Annotated in this window: 18 protein-coding genes; 10 read left to right on the top strand and 8 right to left on the bottom strand. The window is 68.8% G+C overall.

Translation table 11 applies throughout. The features are described 5' to 3' along the window. The first annotated feature begins 169 nt into the window (after nt 1-169). Nucleotides 170-1012, top strand: a complete 843-nt coding sequence (locus CJ014_RS12825) for a fumarylacetoacetate hydrolase family protein (protein ID WP_100080867.1) — start codon at nt 170-172, stop codon at nt 1010-1012. On the opposite strand, the gene CJ014_RS12820 is transcribed toward CJ014_RS12825, so the two are convergent. From CJ014_RS12820 to CJ014_RS12810, 3 genes are all read right to left on the bottom strand, one after another. Then, nucleotides 1006-1914, bottom strand: a complete 909-nt coding sequence (locus CJ014_RS12820; RefSeq protein ID WP_100080866.1) for a GntR family transcriptional regulator — start codon at nt 1912-1914, stop codon at nt 1006-1008. The two genes, CJ014_RS12825 and CJ014_RS12820, sit on opposite strands and share 7 nt — an antisense overlap. A 173-nt stretch (nt 1915-2087) precedes the next feature. Continuing rightward, a complete protein-coding gene (locus CJ014_RS12815; RefSeq protein ID WP_165790832.1) occupies nt 2088-4541 on the bottom strand; it encodes an ATP-binding protein in 2454 nt (817 codons plus the stop codon). A gap of 213 nt (nt 4542-4754) precedes the next feature. Then, nucleotides 4755-6290, bottom strand: coding sequence for a YifB family Mg chelatase-like AAA ATPase (locus tag CJ014_RS12810; RefSeq protein ID WP_100080864.1), 1536 nt, complete (start codon nt 6288-6290; stop codon nt 4755-4757). 435 nt (nt 6291-6725) lie between these two features. Here CJ014_RS12810 and CJ014_RS12805 point away from each other — a divergent pair, with 435 nt between their 5' ends. From CJ014_RS12805 to CJ014_RS12795, 3 genes are all read left to right on the top strand, one after another. Beyond that, the gene (locus CJ014_RS12805; RefSeq protein WP_100080863.1) at nt 6726-8081 is read left to right on the top strand and encodes an MFS transporter; all 1356 of its coding nucleotides are present in this window, start codon (nt 6726-6728) and stop codon (nt 8079-8081) included. Nucleotides 8082-8216: 135 nt separating this feature from the next. After that, nucleotides 8217-8783, top strand: a complete 567-nt coding sequence (locus CJ014_RS12800) for a helix-turn-helix domain-containing protein (protein ID WP_100080862.1) — start codon at nt 8217-8219, stop codon at nt 8781-8783. Nucleotide 8784: 1 nt separating this feature from the next. Next, the gene (locus tag CJ014_RS12795; RefSeq protein WP_100080861.1) at nt 8785-9303 is read left to right on the top strand and encodes a GNAT family N-acetyltransferase; all 519 of its coding nucleotides are present in this window, start codon (nt 8785-8787) and stop codon (nt 9301-9303) included. Here the strand turns inward: CJ014_RS12795 and CJ014_RS12790 are convergent. Next, nucleotides 9300-10127: a TrmH family RNA methyltransferase gene (locus CJ014_RS12790; protein ID WP_100080860.1), complete on the bottom strand. Its 828-nt coding sequence runs from the start codon at nt 10125-10127 to the stop codon at nt 9300-9302. The genes CJ014_RS12795 and CJ014_RS12790 overlap by 4 nt on opposite strands. 3 nt (nt 10128-10130) lie before the next feature. After that, nucleotides 10131-11237: a class I SAM-dependent methyltransferase gene (locus tag CJ014_RS12785; protein ID WP_100080859.1), complete on the bottom strand. Its 1107-nt coding sequence runs from the start codon at nt 11235-11237 to the stop codon at nt 10131-10133. Nucleotides 11238-11419: 182 nt separating this feature from the next. Between CJ014_RS12785 and rph the strand changes: the two genes are divergently transcribed. From rph to hemW, 3 genes are read left to right on the top strand one after another with little or no spacing between them, the layout of a single operon-like run. After that, nucleotides 11420-12142 (top strand): ribonuclease PH, encoded by a 723-nt coding sequence (rph, locus tag CJ014_RS12780; protein WP_100080858.1) that lies wholly within the window; start codon nt 11420-11422, stop codon nt 12140-12142. 13 nt (nt 12143-12155) lie between these two features. Beyond that, the gene (locus tag CJ014_RS12775) at nt 12156-12821 is read left to right on the top strand and encodes a non-canonical purine NTP pyrophosphatase (RefSeq protein WP_100080857.1); all 666 of its coding nucleotides are present in this window, start codon (nt 12156-12158) and stop codon (nt 12819-12821) included. Between the two features lie 4 nt (nt 12822-12825). Further along, nucleotides 12826-14028 (top strand): radical SAM family heme chaperone HemW, encoded by a 1203-nt coding sequence (hemW, locus tag CJ014_RS12770; protein WP_207765741.1) that lies wholly within the window; start codon nt 12826-12828, stop codon nt 14026-14028. A 3-nt stretch (nt 14029-14031) separates the two neighbouring features. Here hemW and CJ014_RS12765 read toward each other — a convergent pair whose 3' ends face one another. Further along, on the bottom strand, nt 14032-15360 hold the full coding sequence (locus tag CJ014_RS12765; protein ID WP_100080856.1) for an NAD(P)/FAD-dependent oxidoreductase: 1329 nt from the start codon (nt 15358-15360) through the stop codon (nt 14032-14034). Nucleotides 15361-15563: 203 nt separating this feature from the next. Here CJ014_RS12765 and CJ014_RS12760 point away from each other — a divergent pair, with 203 nt between their 5' ends. After that, the gene (locus CJ014_RS12760) at nt 15564-16334 is read left to right on the top strand and encodes a carbon-nitrogen hydrolase family protein (RefSeq protein WP_100080855.1); all 771 of its coding nucleotides are present in this window, start codon (nt 15564-15566) and stop codon (nt 16332-16334) included. 90 nt (nt 16335-16424) lie between these two features. Here CJ014_RS12760 and secB read toward each other — a convergent pair whose 3' ends face one another. Then, nucleotides 16425-16910: a protein-export chaperone SecB gene (secB, locus tag CJ014_RS12755; RefSeq protein ID WP_100080854.1), complete on the bottom strand. Its 486-nt coding sequence runs from the start codon at nt 16908-16910 to the stop codon at nt 16425-16427. Between the two features lie 132 nt (nt 16911-17042). Next, on the bottom strand, nt 17043-17549 hold the full coding sequence (locus tag CJ014_RS12750) for an FxsA family protein (protein ID WP_165790831.1): 507 nt from the start codon (nt 17547-17549) through the stop codon (nt 17043-17045). 244 nt (nt 17550-17793) lie between these two features. On the opposite strand from CJ014_RS12750, the gene CJ014_RS12745 reads away from it, so the two are divergent. Together CJ014_RS12745 and mltA are read left to right on the top strand one after the other, a co-directional pair. Then, complete coding sequence (locus tag CJ014_RS12745; protein WP_100080852.1) at nt 17794-18495, top strand: Tim44/TimA family putative adaptor protein; 702 nt, start codon at nt 17794-17796, stop codon at nt 18493-18495. Nucleotides 18496-18502: 7 nt separating this feature from the next. Continuing rightward, nucleotides 18503-19597, top strand: a complete 1095-nt coding sequence (gene mltA, locus CJ014_RS12740; RefSeq protein WP_245427297.1) for a murein transglycosylase A — start codon at nt 18503-18505, stop codon at nt 19595-19597. Nucleotides 19598-19600 lie beyond the last annotated feature (3 nt).

The following is a 19600-nucleotide window of genomic DNA, read 5'->3' as shown; positions in this document are numbered from 1 at the left end:
CAGTTTCCGTAGACGTCGTCCCGGAACAGTAAAGGAAAAAAGCAGGGTCAGGAGCCCGACGAAGGTTGCAAGGGGGAGCGGATGCTGCGACGGGACGCCGCTTGCCGCCTTTCCGATGCCGACGTCCTGCGGTAGAAGCGGATGCCGCTTATTTTCCAGGATGCTCCCCATGAAGCTCATTCGCCACGGCGCCTTCGGCGCCGAAAAGCCGGGCCTCGTCGACGCCGCCGGCCGCTACCGCGATCTCTCGGCTCGCGTCGCCGACCTTTCGGGCGCGACGCTGTCGAAGGTCTCGCTCGCCACGCTTGCCGCCCTCGATCCGGAGAGCCTGCCGCTGGTGCCCGAGGGCACGCGTCTCGGCGCCCCGGTGGCCGGCACGCGCAACTTCATTGCCGTCGGCATGAACTACGCCGACCACGCCGCCGAAACGGGTGGCACGGTGCCGCGCGAGCCGCTCCTGTTCAGCAAGGCTCCCAACTGCATCGTCGGCCCCAACGACGACATCCTGATCCCGCCGGGCGCCACCAAGCTCGACTGGGAAGTGGAACTGGCGATCGTCATCGGCGAGACCGCCTGGCAGGTCGAGGAGGCCGACGCCTTCGACCACATCGCCGGCTTCGTGCTGTGCAACGACGTCTCCGAACGCGCCTTCCAGATGGAAGGCACCGGCCAGTGGCTGAAGGGCAAGAGCGCCCCTTCCTTCGGCCCGCTCGGCCCCTGGCTGGTGACGCCGGACGAGATCGCCGACGTGCAGGCGCTCGCCATGGAGCTCGACCTCAACGGCGCGCCGCGCCAGCGCGGCAACACGGCCACCATGGTGTTCGGCGTCCGGACGCTGGTGTCCTACGTGTCGCGCTTCGTAAAGCTCGACCCGGGCGACGTGATCACCACCGGCACGCCGCCGGGCGTCGGCATGGGCCGCAAGCCGCCGGAATTCCTCAAGGCGGGCGACGTGTTGCGCCTCTCCGTCGAGGGGCTCGGCGAGCAGCGCCAGAAGGTGGCCGCCTATTGAGCAACGCCGGTCGCCGTAGAGGTAGCCGATAGCGACTGCATCAGCGACAGGCGCGCCGATGAGAGATGGAGCCGGCAGGCGGCCTCGACGGCTTCCGGCCGGCGCGTCTTGAGCGCGTCGATATAGTCGAGATGCTCCAGGATCGCCTTGCCGTTGCGCTCGCGGGCATTCGCCTTGTTCCACTGGTAGTGATAGTGGAAGACGATGGCGATGATGTCGTAGAAGTCGATGATGAAGCGGTTGTCCGACGCCTGCTGGATCAGCCGATGCAGGCGGTCGTCGAGCGCGGAAAATTCGAGATAGCGGCTGTCGATGTCGGCGAACACCTCGGCATGGGCGCGGCGCAGGGTTTCGAGCTCGGTCCAGGCAGGATGGTCGGCCGGCAGGCGAACGAAGGCGGCGGCCGACTTCAGCTCGAACATCTCGCGCACGTCGGTCAGTTCCTCGGCGAACTGCCGGGTGAATCCCTTCAGCACCCAGTGGCTGTTCGGCCGCTTCTCGATGAGACCGAAGCGGCTGAAGCGGATCAGGAATTCGCGCACCGACGTGGTACCGATGCCGATCTCACGGGCGAGCTCCAGTTCGTTGATCTGCATGCCCGGTTCGGCGCTTCCCATCAGGATGCGCTGCATGAACATGCGCTCGATCACCTCCGACAGCGAGCTGGTCTCGTGCTCGGGAAAGAAGTCGGCCTTGGTCGGCGGCCGCTGCACCGCCTTGGAGCGCTTGTTCCATTCGATCAGGCCGGTCTCGACCATCTGGAAGAGAATGGAACGCACCGTCGTCCGGGACACGCCGAGCAGAGTGCAGAGCTCCGGCTCGGAGGGCAGGCTTTCCCCCACCACCAGCAGCCGCAGGCACCGGTTATAGGCATCCTTGAAGACGGTATTCTGCTTTGGCATGCTCACCTCGTTTCGGCCACGCCCGCCGATTGCGGACGGGCGAAGCCCGGCCGGATCCTATCGCCCGCCGGCGGATTACAGCACGTCGTATTGCACTTTATCGACAAGGAACACAAACGGGACGGCACCGCCGTGCCCGCCCCTCGCCTTTCCCAATCGTCGCGGAACCCTGTTCAGGACGCGTGGGCGACCTCGCCGCTGGCGCTGGCATCGAGCAGCGCTTCGAGGTCGGCCGGCCTGAGCGGTTTCGACAGCCAGGCGTCGAACAGGCCCTCCTCGCAGCGGGCTCTGGTTTCCGGCAGCGCGTCGGCGGTCAGCGCGGCGATCACCGGCTGGCGGCCGCCGCGGTCGGCGATCATCGCCCGCATGCGTCGCGCCGCCTCGATGCCGTCCATCTCGGGCATGTGCAGGTCCATCAGCACCACGTCGAAGCTGCCGCCGGAGGACAGCATGGCGGCGGTGGCGGTCAATGCCTTCTGGCCGTCGGCGCCGAGCGTGACGGCATGGCCGGCCCGCTCGACCAACGCCCGGCCGAGCAACAGGTTGATCTCGTTGTCGTCGCAGAGCAGGACCGACAATCGATGGACCGGCGGCAGCGGGTCGGCGGGAGCCGGCTCCGCCGCGGCCGCGAACTGGCCATGACCGAGCAGCGTCTCGACGACGGCGGACAGCGAGCGCGCCCTGACCGGCTTGACCAGATAGGCGCCATAGCCGGCGGCCTGCAACTCCGGCAGCATCGGCCGCTCGGCCGCGGTGATCAGCACGCCGACCGGCGTCGTCGAGAAGGCGCGGATACGCTCGATGACGGCGAGCGGATCGCCGGCGGCGGCGTCGATGAGAACGGCATCCGGCTGCCAGGAGCCGACCACTTCCTGCTCGATATCCTTCTGGGTCGCCAGCGTCACGTCGGCGCCGGCGTCGAACAGGCGGCGGATCAGGAACGGTCCCTCGATGAGGGCATGCGACACCACGAGGATGCGGCGGCCGGCGAACCGGCGATCGACCGGCGGGGCCACAGCCGGCGCCGGGGCGCTGTCCTTCGCCGAAAAGCTCGCGGCAAGCAACGCGAAGGCGGCACGAGCCCCCACGGCGCCGGACGAATCCTCTGGCTCGCCGACCGTTCCGGTCGGAGCGGTGGCCGGCGGGACGGCGGGGCCGGCCTGGGCGCCCGCCTCGGCCAGCGGAAAGCGCAGCGCGAAACTGAAACTGGCGCCTTCGCCGGGCGCCGACACCAGGCGGATGTCGCCGCCCATCAGCCGCGTCAGCTCGCGGGCAATGGCGAGGCCGAGGCCGGTGCCGCCGTGGGCGCGGGCCGGGCCGGGATCGGCCTGCTCGAATTCGCCGAAGATGCGCTGCTGATCGGTCTCGGCAATGCCGATGCCGGTGTCGCGCACCAGGAAGGAGACGCCGACGCTGCCTTCCCCCTCCTCCGTTATCTGCAGCTCGATGGCGACGCCGCCTTCGGCGGTGAACTTGATGCCATTGCCGGCGAGATTGAAAAGCACCTGCCGGACGCGGATCGGATCGGCATGGACAAGGCAATCGAGCCGCGGGTCGATGTAGGCGGCGAGCTCGATGCCCTTCATCTCGGCACGCGGCGCCATCAATTCGACGAGGTCCTCGACGACGGCGGCCAGCGAGGTCGGCTCCGGCTGCAAGGTCAGCCGGCCGGCCTCGATCTTGGAAAAATCCAGAAGGTCCTCGATCAGCGTGAGGAGCGCCTCGCCGGAGGTCTCGATGGCGCGCGCGTAGGTGCGCTGCTCGGCCGACAGCGGCGTCTTCTGCATCAAGGCGGTCATGCCGAGGATGCCGTTGAGCGGTGTGCGGATCTCGTGGCTGACCACGGCGAGGAAACGGCTCTTGGCGGCGCTCGCCGCCTCGGCCTCGTCGCGGGTCTTTTCCAGCGCCGCTTCGATCGCCTTGCGCTCGGTGATGTCGCGGCCGAGCGTACGGGTGCCGGCCACCCTGCCGTCCTCGACGATCGGCGCCTCGGAGAAGGAAAACCAGCGGGGACCGTCGACCGTCTCGATCGAGACATCGCCGGATAGATGGCCGGGCCCTTGCCTGACGACGCCCTGGCCGGACAGGGCGGCGAGGGCCGTCAGGCGGCGACGCAACTGCTGCCAGGGATCGGCGCGCGGCCGCCGCACGTCGTGCGCCACCACGTCGGAGGCGACGAATAGCTCGCCGGTGGCGAGATCGGCGGCAAAGTCGGAAAAGTCGAGGCCGATGAAGGCGCCCGGCGACTGGCCGAGCCGCGCGGTGGTGGCCGTGTTGGTGGAGGTGATCCGGCCGGCGGCATCGCGGCGGATGACGAGATCGCCGAGCCCGTCGCCCTCGTCGGCCGAGCCGACGGCGGCGTCATAGAGCCGGCCGAGGTCACGGCGGGCCGATCGACGCCCGGCCTCGAACAGCACTCCCCCGAAAACGACGGTGGCGATGACGGCGAGAAGCAGTGGCGAGGCGGCGAGCGACACGAGAACGGTGACGGCGGCGGCGGCAAGCGCCAGCCCGGCGGAGGCCAGGAACAGCGCGCGGCGCCAGCGCGCGCGCGGCAGGCGCAGCCATCCGGCAGACAGGCGTGGCGACGAGGCGTCGTCGGGCGGAGTGTGCTGTTGGCCGGTCATGTCCGTCCCGGGGTGCGGCGCGGTCATACGACGCCCCAGCAAGGAATGCGCCGGCCCCGCCGCTCTCGACAGGGCAAGCGAAGGCTAGGCCGGCAAGGTTGCCAATCGGTTGATGATCAGGCGAAAATTCGAGATTTCCGCCGCGGTGCTCAAGGACGGGCCGACAATCACGCTCGGATGGCTTGCCGATTCGGCCGGGTCGTCACCTGTCGGTCACGCCGCCCGCGACCGCCGGTCGGGACCGGTGCGATAGGCGAGCGCTTCGCCGACGTGCAGGCGGCCGACACCATCGGCGCCATCGAGATCGGCGAGCGTGCGTGCCACTTTCAGCACGCGGTGATAGCCGCGCGCCGACAGCGACAGCCGCTCGGCCGCCTGTTTCAGCAGTGCCATGCCGGCGTTGTCGGGCTCGGACACGCCATCGATCACCGCCGCCGGCGCCGTGGCGTTGGTGACCGACGCGTCGAGGCCGAGCGAAGCATAGCGCTCGGCCTGAATGGCGCGCGCCGCCGCGACACGGGCGGCCACCGCCGCGGACGGCTCGCCGCTGCGGCGTGCGCCGATCAGATCGGATGCCGACACGGCCGGCACTTCGATGGTGAGATCGAAGCGGTCGAGCAGCGGGCCGGAGATGCGCTCCTGATATTCGGCGGCGCAGGCCGGCCCGCGCCGGCAGGTATGACCCGGCGTGCCGGCGAGGCCGCAGCGGCAGGGATTCATGGCGGCGACGAGCTGGAAGCGGGCCGGATAGGTGACGCGATTGTTGGCGCGGGCGATCACCACGTCGCCGGTCTCGAGCGGCTGGCGCAGGCTGTCGAGCACCGCCGGAGCGAATTCCGGCAGCTCGTCGAGGAACAGCACGCCGCGATGGGCCAGCGAGATCTCGCCGGGTTTGGCCCGCACGCCACCGCCCACCAATGCCGCCATCGACGCCGAATGATGCGGCGCGCGAAACGGCCGGCGATCGGACAGCCGGCCGTCGGCGAGCGTGCCGGCAATCGAGGCGATCATGGAGATTTCCAGCAGTTCCGGCGGCGTCAACGCCGGCAGGATGGAGGGCAGGCGGCTCGCCAGCATCGACTTACCGGAACCGGGCGGGCCGATCATCAGGAGATTGTGGCCGCCGGCGGCCGCCACCTCGAGGGCCCGGCGGGCGCTCTCCTGACCCTTGACGTCGGCCAGGTCGGGCAGCGCCGCCATGGCGTCGGCCACCCTCGGCTCGGGCCGCGACAGCACCTGCGTGCCCTTGAAATGGTTGACGACGGCGATCAGGCTGATCGGCGCCAAGATCGGCATTTCGGCGTCGGCCCACGCCGCCTCCGGGCCGGACGCGCGCGGACACATCAGCCCCAGCCCCTCGGCGTTGGCGGCGATCGCCGCCGGCAGCACGCCGGCCACCGGTGCGATGGTGCCATCGAGGGAAAGTTCGCCGAGCACGACATGGTCGGCGAGCGCGTCGGCCGGCAAGGCGCCCATCGCCACCATCACGGCGAGCGCGATCGGCAGATCGTAGTGACTGCCTTCCTTGGGCAGGTCGGCGGGTGCCAGATTGACCGTGATGCGCCTGGCCGGCAGGGCGAGGCCGGAAGCGGCCAGCGCGGCGCGGACCCGCTCGCGGCTTTCGGTTACCGCCTTGTCACCGAGGCCGACAATGTTGAACAACACCTTGCCCGGTCCCATGTGGACCTGAACGTCGACCGGCGTCGCCTCGACGCCCTGAAAGCAAACGGTCCTGACGTGCGCGACCATTGTTCATTCCCCCAAGCCGCCACAACCTAAGCGGATGCCCATTGGCCTGTCAAGAACGAGAAGGGAACAAATAGGGGCCTTCTGTTCCGTCGAGACTCGCGTGGCCGCGTGAAGGATGCCGTCGACAACCATTTGCTTTCTTTCAAAAGCATTGGGCCGCACGAACGGTTCGGTCTCAACATGGCAGCCATGCGCAACAAAATTTCTGGAAACGCTCGTTGGCCGCTTAACATGAGCGCGACCTTCGTCTAATAAACGCGCTTCCAGCGGTGTCTCTTCGGCCTGCCAACGCCGTCGCGGACATCGCAAAGAACGAACGAAGCAAAAGCCGACCGGCCCGAAAGGGGTTTTTGCTCCGCGCCCTTGTTTTCGTGCATCCGCTGTCGCCGAGGGATCTCAACCTTTCGGGTGGGTGCCTCTGACGAACGGAAAGCCATGTCCAGTACCACTCTCGCCGGTGCGTCCGGCACCGTCCGCGCCGGCAATTCGCGCGCGCGTGTCATCCTCGCCAGCCTCGTCGGCACCACCATCGAGTTCTACGACTTCTACGTCTACGCCACGGCCGCCGTGCTGGTGTTCCCGCACCTGTTCTTCCCGGCCGGCAACGACACCACGGCGCTGCTCTCCTCCTTCGCCATCTTCGGCGCCGCCATGGTCGCCCGGCCGCTCGGCGCGGTGTTCTTCGGACATCTCGGCGACAAGCGCGGCCGCAAGGTGACGCTGGTCGCCGCCCTCTTGACCATGGGTATCGCCACCTTCCTGATCGGCTGCCTGCCGACCTACGCCTCGGTCGGCTGGTTCGCGCCCTTCCTGCTGGTGGTGATGCGCCTGACCCAGGGCTTCGCCATCGGCGGCGAATGGAGTGGCGCGGCGCTGGTCGCCACCGAGAATGCGCCGACGGGAAAGCGGGCCTTCTACGGCACCTTCCCGCAGCTCGGCGCGCCGATCGGCTTCATCATCGCCAACGGCCTGTTCCTGATCATCTCGGCGGCCCTGCCGTCCGACGATCCGACGCGGCCGTCGCTGGCCTTCCTCGACTGGGGCTGGCGCATTCCCTTCCTGTTCTCGGCCGTGATGGTGATCGTCGGGCTCTGGGTGCGCTTCAGCCTGGTGGAAAGCGCCGCCTTCGAGAACACGGTGAAGTCCGGCAAGGTGCGCAAGCTGCCGATGGCCGACGCCGTGCGCCATCACTGGCGCGAACTGATCCTTGGCACGTTCTACATGCTGGCGACCTACGTGCTGTTCTACCTGATGACCACCTTCTCGCTGAGCTATGGCCGCGCCGCCACCACGGCGCCGATCCCCGGCCTCGGCTACGACTATCGCACCTTCGTCATGATGATGATCGTCGGCGTGGTGTTCTTCGGCATCTTCACCATGGTGTCCGGTCCCTGGGCCGACCGCTGGGGCCGCCGGCGGACATTGCTCTGGGTCACCGCCGCCATCATGCTGTTCGGCCTTGTCTGGGTGCCGATCCTGTCGCTCGGCAGCTTCGGCGTCATGGCCTTCCTGATCATCGGCTTCACGCTGATGGGCATGACCTTCGGTCCGATGGGCGCCCTGTTGCCCGAACTGTTCCCGGCCAACGTCCGCTACACCGGCTCCGGCATCTCCTACAACGTGTCGTCGATCCTCGGCGCCGCGGTCGCGCCGTTCATCGCCGTGGCGCTCTGGACCTATGGCGCTGGCAGTCCGTTCTGGGTCGGCGTCTACCTGACGGTGATGGCCGGCCTTACCTTCATCTCGCTGGTGCTCGGCAAGGAAACGAGCGGCGTCGACATCGACGCCTGATCGGCAAGGGCAAAATACTCGAGGAAGCGGTCGCCATCGGCGGCCGCTTTTTCTTTGGCGCTTGGTGCCGGAAGCTGCCTTTGGCAGCTTCGTTTCTTCGTTGCCTTCCGCGTTGGCGTCTCTTATAAGAGATGTATGGATACTTTTGAAGACGAAGCCGGCGCCCGGCTGGCCGCCCGCATCCGCCTCGAGCGCGAGGGGCGCGGCTGGTCGCTGGCCGACCTGGCGGCGCGCTCGGGCGTCGGCAAGGCGACCATTTCCAAGATCGAGCGCGGCGACGCCTCGCCGACGGCGGGCGTGCTGGTCCGGCTCGCCGCCGCCTTCGATCTGACGCTGGCCGGCCTGCTGGTCAGGGCGGAAGCCGGCGCCGACCGGCTGATCCGGGCTTCCGATCAGGCGATCTGGCGCGATCCGGACACCGGCTATCTCCGGCGGCAGGTCTTCCTTCGCCCCGACCATCCCCTGGAAATCGTCGAGGTGATCATGCCGCCGGGAAAAAGCGCCCTGCTGCCGGCCGCCTCCTACGCCTTCATCCGGCAGGTGGTCTGGCTGGCCGAGGGCGAACTCGTCGTCAGCGATCCGGACGGCCGGCACATACTGGCGGCCGGCGACTGCCTCGGCTTCGGCCCGCCGGCCGACGTGACCATTTCCAACGAGAGCGACGCGCCGGCCCGCTATGTCGTAGCGCTGACGAGGAGCTGACATGCCCGAGATCACCATCCGTCCGCTCGGCCCGGATGCCGCCACCATCGAGGCGCTCGCCACGCTGATCGTCGAGACGGTGGCCGGCGGCGGCTCGGTCAGCTTCATGCACCCGCTGGCCGTGGAAGACGCACGCGCCTTCTGGCAGGGATCGCTCGCCGCCGCCGTCGAGGGCCGGCGCGTTATCCTCGGCGCCTTCGACGGCGAGGCGCTCGTCGGCACGCTGACGCTGCTGCTCGACTGCCCGCCCAACCAGCCGCACCGGGCCGAGTTCGCCAAGATGATGACGCGGCCGAGCCATCGCGGCCGCGGCATCGCCACGGCGCTGATCGGCGCGGCCGAGCAGATCGCTCGCGCTAAGGGGCGGACGCTGATCGTGCTCGACACGGCGAGCGACGGCGGCGCCGGACCGCTCTACGAGCGCTGCGGCTTCCGTCTCGCCGGCGAAATTCCGAATTACGCCTTGAAACCGCACGGCGGCTACACCGGCACGCTCTACTACTACAAGGAACTCACTTAACTCAGCTGGCCGCGCCGGAGCTCGTAGAGCATGACGCCGGTCGCCACCGCCAGATTGAGGCTGTCGGCCCGGCCGGCCATCGGGATCTTGACGCGGACGTCGCAGGCGGCCGTCATCTCCTCGGTCATGCCGGCCTGCTCGTTGCCCATCACCAGCACCGTCGGCGCGCGGCTTTCGACCTTGCGGTAGTCGTGCGTCGCCTTGAGGTGGGTGCCGACGAGGCGGACGCCCGTCGCCTTCGCCCAGGCGAGGAAGGCGTCGCGATTGGTCTTGACCAGCGGCACGTGGAACAGCGAGCCCATGGTCGCGCGCACCGTCTCGAAGGAGAAGGGATCGCAGGTGTCGCCCACCAGGACGACGCCCTTGGCGCCGACCGAATCCACGGTGCGGATGATGGTGCCGAGATTGCCGGGGTCGCGCACCTGTTCGAGCGCCACCCAGACCTCGCCCTCACCCACCTTGACGTCGGCCAGCGGCTTCAGCCGTTGGCCGAACACGCCGACTACCATCTGCGGATTGTCGCGGCGGGTGATCTTGGCGAGCACCGCCTCGCCCATCTCCAGCACGTCGCCGCCGCGCGCCCGCACGGCGGCGGCGGCTTTCGCCACATGCGGCTGGTCGCGCACCGCCGGCGCATAGGCGATGGCGACGATCGGCCAGTTCTCCTCCAGCGCGTCGGTGACGAGCTTCAGCCCCTCGCCGAGGAACCGTCCCGTTTCCTCGCGCGCCTTCTTCATGGCGAGCGCCCGGATATCCTTGACGATCGGATTGACGAGCGAAGTGATCTGCCGGACGGCGCCGGGCGCCCTTTCCCTGTCGGCCATGGCTCAGGCTCCGAGAAAACGTGAGAACATCGAGGTGGCGAGCAGCCGGCCCGGCCGCGCCGGATCGCCGGTTTCCCGCACGGCGAGCTCGCCCGAGGCGATCGTGCCGGGACGGTGACCGAGGAGATCGGCGGTGATCTCGTGAATGGACAGGAAAGAGGCGCGGATGGCGTAGGCCGTCAGCACCATGAAGGCCGGTCCCGGCGCCAGGATCTGGCGCGTCAGGTCGAGAAGATGGGGCAGGTCGGCTTCCAGCGACCAGACCTCGCCGTCCGGGCCGCGGCCGAAGCGCGGTGGATCGAGCAGGATGCCGTCGTAGCGCTTGCCGCGCCGCACTTCGCGCTCGGCGAACTTGACGGCGTCGTCGACGATCCAGCGGATGGGCGCGGCGTCGAGACCGGCCAGCGCCTGGTTTTCCCGCCCCCAGGCCACCGACTTCTTGGAGGCGTCGACATGCGTCACCTCGGCGCCGGCCTCGGCGGCGATCAGCGAGGCGATACCGGTGTAGCCGAAGAGGTTGAGGAGCTTAGGCCGCTCCGGGCCGCGATGCGCGCGAAGCCGTTCGGCCATCCAGGTCCAGTGGGCGATCTGCTCGGCGAAGATGCCGACGTGGCGGAAAGCGGTCAGCCGGCAGACGACCGGCAGGCCCATCACCCGCATCTCCCAGGCGCTGCCGATGCCCGGCTCCGTCCGCCAGCGGCCCGGTCCGTCCTCCTCGACGTCGCCGGTGAAGGCGGCGCCGGCCGCCGCCCAGACCGACGGCGCCAGCCGGCGCGGCCCCATGGCCTGCGGCTCCGGCCGTATGACGGTCAGCGCACCGTAGCGCTCGAGCTTCTCGCCCTCGCCCATGTCGAGAAGGCGATAATCGTCCCACCCCTCGGTGACGAGCAGCGATCCTACCTCCTCGGCGGCGAGGCGCGGGCCGAGCACGGCCGGCATCGGTCGCTTCAGCGCCGCGGCTCCCGACGGACGGGCCGGGCCGCGAGCCTCGTGACCGCGCGTCTCCGGCCGGGCCGTTTCTTTCGCCGCGTCCGCCTGTCGCTCCGGCTTGCGGGAGGCGGGGCGGCCGGCGCGGGATGCGGGCTTGACGGGGAAGGGCGGCTTGGCCAAGGCGGATCGTCCGGGCAGGAAAGGAGGTTCCGGCCCCTTATACACGGCCGCCGGCCGGAATGAAGCGCCGCTTTCCCGCCCGTTCGTCGATCGCCGCCCTTTACGGGACTTCCCCGACAGCGCTACAAGGGCGCGATCTTGCGAAGCCCATCGCTCCGCGCCCGATATTCTTTGGAGAAACCATGCGCCCGTCCCGCCGTGCCCCCGACGAGTTGCGTCCCGTCAGCCTCGAACGCGGCGTGTCGCGCCACGCCGAAGGCTCCTGCCTCGTGAAGTTCGGCAACACCCACGTGCTCGTCACCGCCTCGGTCGACGAGAAGGTGCCGCCGTGGCTGAGGGGCGGCGGCAAGGGCTGGGTGACCGCCGAATACGGCATGCTGCCGCGCGCCACCGGCGAGCGCATGAAGCGCGAGGCGGCGGCCGGCAAGCAATCGGGCCGCACCCAGGAGATCCAGCGGCTGATCGGCCGATCCCTGCGCGCCGTCGTCGACCTGATCGCCCTCGGCGAGCGGCAGATCGTCATCGACTGCGACGTCATCCAGGCCGACGGCGGCACCCGCACCGCCTCGATCACCGGCGCCTTCGTGGCGCTCTACGACGCCATCGAGTGGATGCGCCGGCGCAATCTGGTGCCGGCTCAGGCCAAGGTGCTGCGCGACCACGTCGCCGCCATCTCCTGCGGCATCTCCGACGGCGTGCCGGTGCTCGACCTCGACTATATCGAGGATTCCTCGGCCGAGACCGACGCCAACTTCGTGATCACCGGCTCCGGCGGCCTCGTCGAGATCCAGGGCACCGCCGAAGGCGCCCCGTTCTCCGAAGACGAGCTGCAGCAGTTGCTGAGGCTGGCCAAGGGCGGCATCGCCAAGCTGATCGAGCTGCAGAAAGCGGCCATCGCCTCCTGAGAGGACTGAGGATATGACCGAACAGCGCCGCATCGACGGCAAGCGCCTGATTGTCGCCACCCACAACAACGGCAAGCTCCGGGAATTCTATTTCCTGCTGGGCGGTCTTCCCATCGAGCTGGTCTCGGCCGGCGACCTCGGCCTGCCGGTGCCGGTCGAGGACGGCGAGAGCTTTGTCGACAATGCCCGCATCAAGGCGCTGGCCGCCGCCCGCGCCGCCGGCGAGGTAGCGCTCGCCGACGATTCCGGCCTCTGCGTCGAAGCCCTGGACGGTCGTCCGGGCGTCTATACCGCCGACTGGGCCGGGCCGAACCGCGACTGGTCGATGGCCATGCGACTCGTCGAGGAGGAGCTCTACAAGGTCGGCGCCGCGACGCCGGACAAGCGGCGGGCGACCTTCGTGTCGCTGCTCTGCCTCGCCTGGCCGGACGGGCATACCCAGGAATATCTCGGCAAGCGCGACGGCACGCTGGTGTGGCCGCCGCGCTCGGGCGATTTCGGCCACGGCTACGATCCTGTTTTCATGCCGGACGGCGAGACCAGGACGTTCGGCGAGATGACCGAGGCGGAAAAGCACGGCTCGATCTGGGGCGTGCCGGGGCCGCTGTCGCACCGGTCGCGGTCGTTGAAGCTGCTGGTCGAGGGCGCCTTCCCCATAGGCTTCGGACCGCGCGGGTGAGCCGATGAGCGAACGGGATCTCCTGTCGGGCGTGGCAGCGACGGACGTGGGCACGCCGGACATCGGTTTCGGCGTCTACGTCCATTGGCCGTTCTGCGCCCGCAAGTGTCCCTATTGCGACTTCAACAGCCACGTCCGGCCGAAGGGCATCGACGAGGCCGGTTATCTCGCCGCCATGGAGCGGGAGATCGCCGCCCATGCCCGCCTGACCCCCGGCCGCACGGTGACGTCGGTGTTCCTGGGCGGCGGCACGCCGTCGCTGATGAAGCCGGAGAGCGTCGGCCGTCTCCTCGAACTGATCGGCCATCACTGGCAGATGTCGGCCGATGCCGAGATCACGCTGGAGGCCAATCCGTCGTCGGTCGAAGCCGAGCGCTTCCGCGGTTATCGGGCAGCCGGCGTCAATCGCCTGTCGCTCGGCGTGCAGGCGTTGAACAACGCGGACCTCAAATTCCTCGGCCGGCTGCATAACGTCGACGAGGCGCTCCGCGCGCTCGAATTGGCGCGTGAGACGTTTCCGCGCCTTTCCTTCGACCTCATCTACGCCCGTCCCGACCAGAGCCTCGACGCCTGGGAAGCCGAGCTCAGGCGCGCCATCGGCTTTGCCGCCGACCACCTGTCGCTCTACCAGCTGACCATCGAGCCGGACACCGCCTTCGAGAAACTATATGCCGCCGGCAAGCTGGTGGTGCCCGATGCCGACGCCGCCGCCGATCTCTACGAGCTGACGCAGACGATCACCGGCGCGGCCGGCCTGCCGGCTTACGAGATTTCCAACCACGCCACACCGGGCGGCGAAAGCCGGCACAATCTCCTCTACTGGCGTTACGGCGAATATATCGGTCTCGGCCCCGGCGCCCACGGCCGCATCGTCCACGGCGACGACCGCGGCCGCCTCGCCACCATTGCCGAGCGCAACCCGGAAGCCTGGATGCGGCGTGTCGCCGAGACCGGCAACGGCGTGATCGAGACCGAGGAAATCTTCGGCGAGATGGCCGGCGACGAGATGCTGCTGATGGGCCTTCGCCTTGTCGAAGGCATCGACGCGTCCCGCTATCAGCGGCTGTCCGGCCGGCGCTTCGACGCGGCACGGATCTCCGACCTGGTCACCCACGGCATGGTGGAGGTGCTGCCCGATGGCCGCATCCGCACCACGCCGGCCGGTGCCTTCGTGCTCGATGCCGTGGTCGCCGACCTCGCCGCCTGAAGTCTAGAGTCTCGATGCCGGTTTCGGCTTCGATCCGTCGGAGAAGCGCGACAGGCGGAAATGCGTCGGGTCGACGAACGGCGTCGTTCCGGTAACGAGATCGGCGACCAGCCAGCCGGCGCCCGGCCCGATGCCGAAGCCATGACCGGAAAAACCGGTGGCGACGACGAGACCGGAAAGGCCATCCACCTCCGAGATCACCGGCACCACGTCCGGCGTCACGTCGATGAAGCCGGCCCAGGCCTGGACGATGCGCGTATCCTGGAACGACGGGAAGCGGCGCTTCAATTCGGTCATGGTCCGGCGCAGGAAGCGGACATCCGGCTGCGGATCGAGAACGCGCGTCTTCTCGTAGGGCGACGTCTTGTCGAGCGGCCTCGTCGGCCAGTCGTCGATCTCCCGGAAGAAGCGCGAACCGAAGGACAGCGACACGTGCTGCCAGTCGGCCATGAGCGCCGGCAGGAAGTCGAGGGCGAAGCGCAGATGGTCGGGGGTGAGCGCCGCCACGTTGGCGACGCCGTTGGCCACGGTGAGCCCGCCGTCGGCGCGCTTGCGAATGCCGATCACGTCGTCCCAGATGCCGGCATCGGGACCGCCGGCCACCGGGCTGGTCCGCGACACCGTCGAGCGCATCTTGAGCTGCGGCAGCGTGACGCCGAGATCCTTCAGGAAGCGGCGCGACCAGGCGCCGGCGGCGAGCACCACCCGCTTGGTCTTGATGCTGCCGCGCTCGGTGACCACCGACACGATCTCGCCGAGGGCCACCTCGAGGCCGCGCACCGCGCAGTCGGTGAGGATGACGGCGCCCTTGGCCCGGGCGGCAAGGGCAATGGCCGGCGCCGCCTTCTGCGGCTCGGCGCAGCCGTCGCTCGGGCACCAGAGGCCGGCCGGCGGCGGCGACAGATCGTCCTTCATGACGGCGCGCACCGCCTCGCCCTCGATCACCTCGGACGCGATGCCGTGCTCGGCCGCCGCCTTGACCCAGGCGCGGTAGCCGTCGACCTCGCGCCCCCGGCGAGCAGCGAAGAAGATGCCGGTCTCGCGGAAGCCGGTATCGCCGACGCCATGGGCGCCCATCTCCCGCCACAGCCGCATCGCCTCGCGAATGAGATCGAACTCGCGCGGATCGCGATCGGCCTGCCTCACCCAGCCCCAGTTGCGGCTCGATTGCTCGCCGCCGACATGGCCCTTTTCGAGAAGCACGACCTTGAGGCCCCGCTCGGCCAGATAGAGCGCCGAGCTGGTGCCGATGATTCCGCCGCCGACGATGACGACGTCGGCCTCCTTCGGCACCACGATATCGGACGGAACGGGATCGACCTGCGGACCCATTTTTGCAAAACTCCCCGGAAGGCTGCCGAAATGACCGGCAGCAGCACCCTTGTTTTAAGCCAAAATTCGGGCCGATCCAGTCCGGCAGCTTCCGAAGTCCGCTTATATGAAGAGCATTTTTCTCATACGGGCGGCAACGGCTTGAGCGGGGCACGCCCGGCCTGTATGCCTCTTGAACTCACCCCCATCCCGTGGAGCCGCCGATGCTGCTCGCCGCCTTGCAGATGCAATCCCGCCCGTCCGACGTCGCCGCCAATCTCGACCGGCTGGAGCGGGGGGCGGCCGAGGCGGCGGCCGGCGGTGCCCGCCTTCTGGTGACGCCGGAACTCGGCCTCGTCGGCTACGGCGCCGGCCCCGACCTGCCGCTTCTGGCGGAGCCGGCCGACGGTCCGCTCGCCGGCAGGGTCGCGGCGATCGCCCGCCGGCATGCCATCGGTATCGTCGCCGGCTTTGCCGAGCGCCACGGGGACGCGCTCTACAACAGCGCGCTCTGGGTCTGCGGCGAGAGCCGGGCGGTCTATCGCAAGAGCCATCTCTATGGCCTTTACGAAAGACGCTGGTTCCGCGCCGCGCCGCCCTCGACGACAATCGTCCGCCAGGACGGGCTGAGCCTCGGTCTGCTGATCTGCTACGACGTGGAATTTCCCGAGAATGTCCGCCGTCTCGCCCGGGCCGGCGCCGATGCGGTGCTGGTGCCGACGGCCCTGCCGGTCGGCGGATCGGGCGAGTTCATCGCCGCCCACATGATCGCCGTGCGCGCCTTCGAGAATCAGCTTTTCGTCGCCTATGTCGACAATTGCGGCGGCGGCGGCGAATTCGCCTACGCGGGCCTTTCCCGCATCGCAGCGCCGGACGGCGCCATTCTCGCCGCGCCCGGCGACCGGGACGAGGCGCTGCTTTTCGCCCGCATCGAGCCGGAGGCCTATGCCGGCTCCCGCGCCGAGAATACCTATCTTTCCGATCTCGGGGCCTGAGCGGCGGTCAAGGAGCGGCCTCCGCCTAAAGACAAACGGCGCGCCCCTTTCCGGAGACGCGCCGTTCGCGACGGGTTCGGAGCATTCGCCTCAGTTGGCGGCGCCCTGCTGCTGCATCTGCTGCAGGCGAGCGAGATATTGCTGATAGAGGGCGACGAAATCGATCGGGTCGATCAGCAGCGGCGGGAAACCGCCGCGGATGACGGCATCGGCGATGATCTGGCGCGCGAAGGGGAACAACAGACGCGGCCCCTCGATATTGACGTAAGGGTGCAGGTGCTGGGCCGGGACGTTCTGCACGGTGATGAGGCCGCCATAGGACAGCTCTACGTTGAAGACCACTTCCTCGCCGATCGCCGCCTTGGCTTCGAGATGCAGATCGATCTCGTAGTCGCTCTGGCTGCGCTGGCGGGAGTTGACGTTGACGCCGATGGAAATCTGCGGCGCGGTCTCGCGGGCCCGCAAGCTGTCCGGCGCCTTCGGGTTCTCGAAGGACAGATCCTTGACATACTGGGCGACGACGCTCATCGACGGCTGGGCTTCAGCGGCGCCGTTTTCGGGCTGAACCGAACTCATTTTCGCACTCCTCCGGCCAGCCGGGGCGACAACGCCCGCAAGGGTGACCCTCGTGTTAGGTGGAACCGGCAGCAGAGGGCCGTTTCCCGATTTTTCCGCGGGTCCGAGCGCTATCAGGCTTGACGGGTGAGATCAAGACCGATCGCCGTCACGGTCGGGCGGAGGGATCGGCGGGCGGTCCGACCAGGGCGAATCACTGTCGTTGCGCCTTTCCCATTCGTCTTCATCGAGATCGACGACACCGTCGTCGGCGGGGCGGCGGCCCGAGGAAACCGTCGACACCGTGAGACGCGAGGCGATCGCCGCAATGATCAGCCGCCGAACCGGGGCGAACAGCAGCAGGAAGGCCAGCACGTCGGACAGGAAGCCCGGCAGGATCAGCAACATGCCGGCGACGAGCACGACAAAGCCTTCGAGCAGCGTGCCGGTCGGCATCCGCCCGCCGGAAAGTTCGGCCTGCACGCGGCGCAGCAGGCCGAAACCGACATAGCGGAACAGCGCCAGGCCACCGAAGGCGGCGAGCAGCACCAGGCCGACGGTGTTGATGACGCCGAGGTGGCCGCCCACCCAGATGAGCGTCGCGATCTCGGCGATCGGCCAGGCGATGAGAAGAACGGGCAGGTAAGGCGAAAGATGCATGACGGTTCCGGTTCGGTCGGCGTGTTCTGGCATGATGGCCGGCCGTCCGGTCGGGCGCAAGGGTCGCTGTCGCTCCCATATGGTCGCAGCGACGACGGCGGCAAATGGCGGCCGTGTCGTCGAAATCGCTCCAGATTCACCGCATGTCCGTCTTTCCCTCGCCGCCGCCGTCGCCTACATAGGCAGACGACACAAAATGCGATGCTGCGCCCTTCCGGCGCCAACTGAGGGAAACGATGCTCGGATGAACGCCTTCCTCGATCTCACCAGCCTCATCTTCCTCGTGATCGCCGTCGTCATTTTCTGGCGCCTCAGGAGCGTGCTCGGCACGCGCACCGGCAACGAGAAGCCGCCTTTCGACCCGTTCGCCGGTCGCAAGGCGGAAATCGAACCGCCGCCGGCGGGCGACAATGTGGTGACGCTGCCGCGCGAGGGCCGGTCCGATCCGCGCGAAGCCGTGTTCGCCCGCATCGACGAGGCGATCCCCGCCGGCAGCGCCAATACCGGCCTCAAGGCGATCGCCTCGGCCGATCGCAACTTCGACCTCGACGGGTTCATGGCGGGCGCCAGCGCGGCCTACGAGATGATCGTCTCCGTCTTTGCCGCCGGCGACCGGGCGGCGCTGAAGCCGCTGCTGTCGCGCGAAGTCTTCGACGGATTTTCCGGCGTGATCGCCGAACGCGAGGGACGCGGCGAGAAAATAGACTTCACCTTCGTCGGCATCGACAAGGCGGAGGTGGCCGACGCCGGGATCGAGAACGGCGTGGCGCAGGTGACGGTGCGCTTTTCCTCGCAGCTCATCTCGGTTACCCACGGCCGCGACGGTTCGGTGGTCGAAGGCGATTCACAACGGGTGGCCGAGGTGACCGACGTCTGGACGTTCGCCCGCGAGATTAGGTCGTCGGATCCGAACTGGAAGCTCGTCGCCACCGATGCCGGGGGCTGACAGCATCTTGGCCGACGCGCTTCCCGCCGCCCATCTCGTGGCGGTCGCCTTCACCGACCTTCCCGGATGGATCGACGACGACCACGCCGCCGCCTTCGCGGCCTTCCGGCGCTCGGCAGCCCGCCTCATCGACAAGACCCCGACTTGCAAAATCCTCGGACCGGACGGCGCAGCGCTGGCCCAGAAGGGCCAACTGGCGGCCGCCCTCGGCGACACCGTGGATTCCGCCGCCGCGCGCGCCTTCTTCGAGGCGCATTTCCGACCGTTCCGAATCGAGCCGATTGCCGGCGACGGCTTCGTCACCGGCTTCTTCGAGCCGGAGGTGGAGGCGCGGCTTGCCCCCTCGCTCGCATTCCCGGTTCCCCTGCTCGCGCCGCCCGACGGTTTGCGCGAAGTCGGCGTCCATGACGACCGGTGCGCTCTCGATCCGGCGCTGACCTGGGCCCTCGACGATGGACGGGGGCGCCTTGCCGCCTGTCCCGAAAGGGGGGCGATCATGGCGGGGGCGCTCGACGGGCGCGTGCGGCCGATCGCCTTCGTGAAAAGCGCCGTCGAGGCCTTTTTCATCCACGTTCAGGGCGCGGCGCGGCTCCGCCTGCCGAACGGTGACCTCATGCGGGTCACCTTCGCGGCCAAAAGCGGCCATCCCTATTTTTCCGTGGCGCGCCTGATGCTCGAACGCGGCGTCGTGCGCAGTCCGGCCGAAGCCACCGCCGACGCGCTGCGCGCCTGGCTCGACGATCTCGCGCCGCAGGAGCGGCGGGCGGCGCTCGCCCGCAACCGCTCCTACATCTTTTTTCGCGAGGCGCCGGTGACCGATCCCGCCCTGGGGCCGATCGCCGCGGCCGGCGTGCCGCTGACGCCGGGCCGGTCGCTGGCCGTCGATCGCTCGCTCATCACCTTCCATGCGCCGGTATTCGTCGAGGCCGATCTTGCCGCCGGGCCGTTCCGGCGCCTGATGGTGGCGCAGGACACCGGCTCGGCGATCGTCGGGCCGGCGCGCGGCGACATCTTCTTCGGCTCGGGTGACGACGCCTTCGCGCTGGCGGCGCGGGTGCGCGATCCGGCTCGCTTCACCCTGCTCGTGCCGCGGGAGGGCTGACCG

The sequence above is a fragment of the Pleomorphomonas carboxyditropha genome (assembly GCF_002770725.1).
GTDB classification, from domain to species: domain Bacteria; phylum Pseudomonadota; class Alphaproteobacteria; order Rhizobiales; family Pleomorphomonadaceae; genus Pleomorphomonas; species Pleomorphomonas carboxyditropha.
Note: the sequence above shows the minus strand (reverse complement) of the source record. Positions and strands in the feature narration are given on the sequence as shown.

Coding starts and splice junctions, on each gene's coding strand:
- CJ014_RS12825 (WP_100080867.1), top strand. CDS start 170: ATGAAGCTCATTCGCCACGGCGCCTTCGGCGCCGAAAAGCCGGGCCTC.
- CJ014_RS12820 (WP_100080866.1), bottom strand. CDS start 1,914: ATGCCAAAGCAGAATACCGTCTTCAAGGATGCCTATAACCGGTGCCTG.
- CJ014_RS12815 (WP_165790832.1), bottom strand. CDS start 4,541: ATGACCGGCCAACAGCACACTCCGCCCGACGACGCCTCGTCGCCACGC.
- CJ014_RS12810 (WP_100080864.1), bottom strand. CDS start 6,290: ATGGTCGCGCACGTCAGGACCGTTTGCTTTCAGGGCGTCGAGGCGACG.
- CJ014_RS12805 (WP_100080863.1), top strand. CDS start 6,726: ATGTCCAGTACCACTCTCGCCGGTGCGTCCGGCACCGTCCGCGCCGGC.
- CJ014_RS12800 (WP_100080862.1), top strand. CDS start 8,217: ATGGATACTTTTGAAGACGAAGCCGGCGCCCGGCTGGCCGCCCGCATC.
- CJ014_RS12795 (WP_100080861.1), top strand. CDS start 8,785: ATGCCCGAGATCACCATCCGTCCGCTCGGCCCGGATGCCGCCACCATC.
- CJ014_RS12790 (WP_100080860.1), bottom strand. CDS start 10,127: ATGGCCGACAGGGAAAGGGCGCCCGGCGCCGTCCGGCAGATCACTTCG.
- rph (WP_100080858.1), top strand. CDS start 11,420: ATGCGCCCGTCCCGCCGTGCCCCCGACGAGTTGCGTCCCGTCAGCCTC.
- CJ014_RS12775 (WP_100080857.1), top strand. CDS start 12,156: ATGACCGAACAGCGCCGCATCGACGGCAAGCGCCTGATTGTCGCCACC.
- hemW (WP_207765741.1), top strand. CDS start 12,826: ATGAGCGAACGGGATCTCCTGTCGGGCGTGGCAGCGACGGACGTGGGC.
- CJ014_RS12765 (WP_100080856.1), bottom strand. CDS start 15,360: ATGGGTCCGCAGGTCGATCCCGTTCCGTCCGATATCGTGGTGCCGAAG.
- CJ014_RS12760 (WP_100080855.1), top strand. CDS start 15,564: ATGCTGCTCGCCGCCTTGCAGATGCAATCCCGCCCGTCCGACGTCGCC.
- secB (WP_100080854.1), bottom strand. CDS start 16,910: ATGAGTTCGGTTCAGCCCGAAAACGGCGCCGCTGAAGCCCAGCCGTCG.
- CJ014_RS12750 (WP_165790831.1), bottom strand. CDS start 17,549: ATGCATCTTTCGCCTTACCTGCCCGTTCTTCTCATCGCCTGGCCGATC.
- CJ014_RS12745 (WP_100080852.1), top strand. CDS start 17,794: ATGAACGCCTTCCTCGATCTCACCAGCCTCATCTTCCTCGTGATCGCC.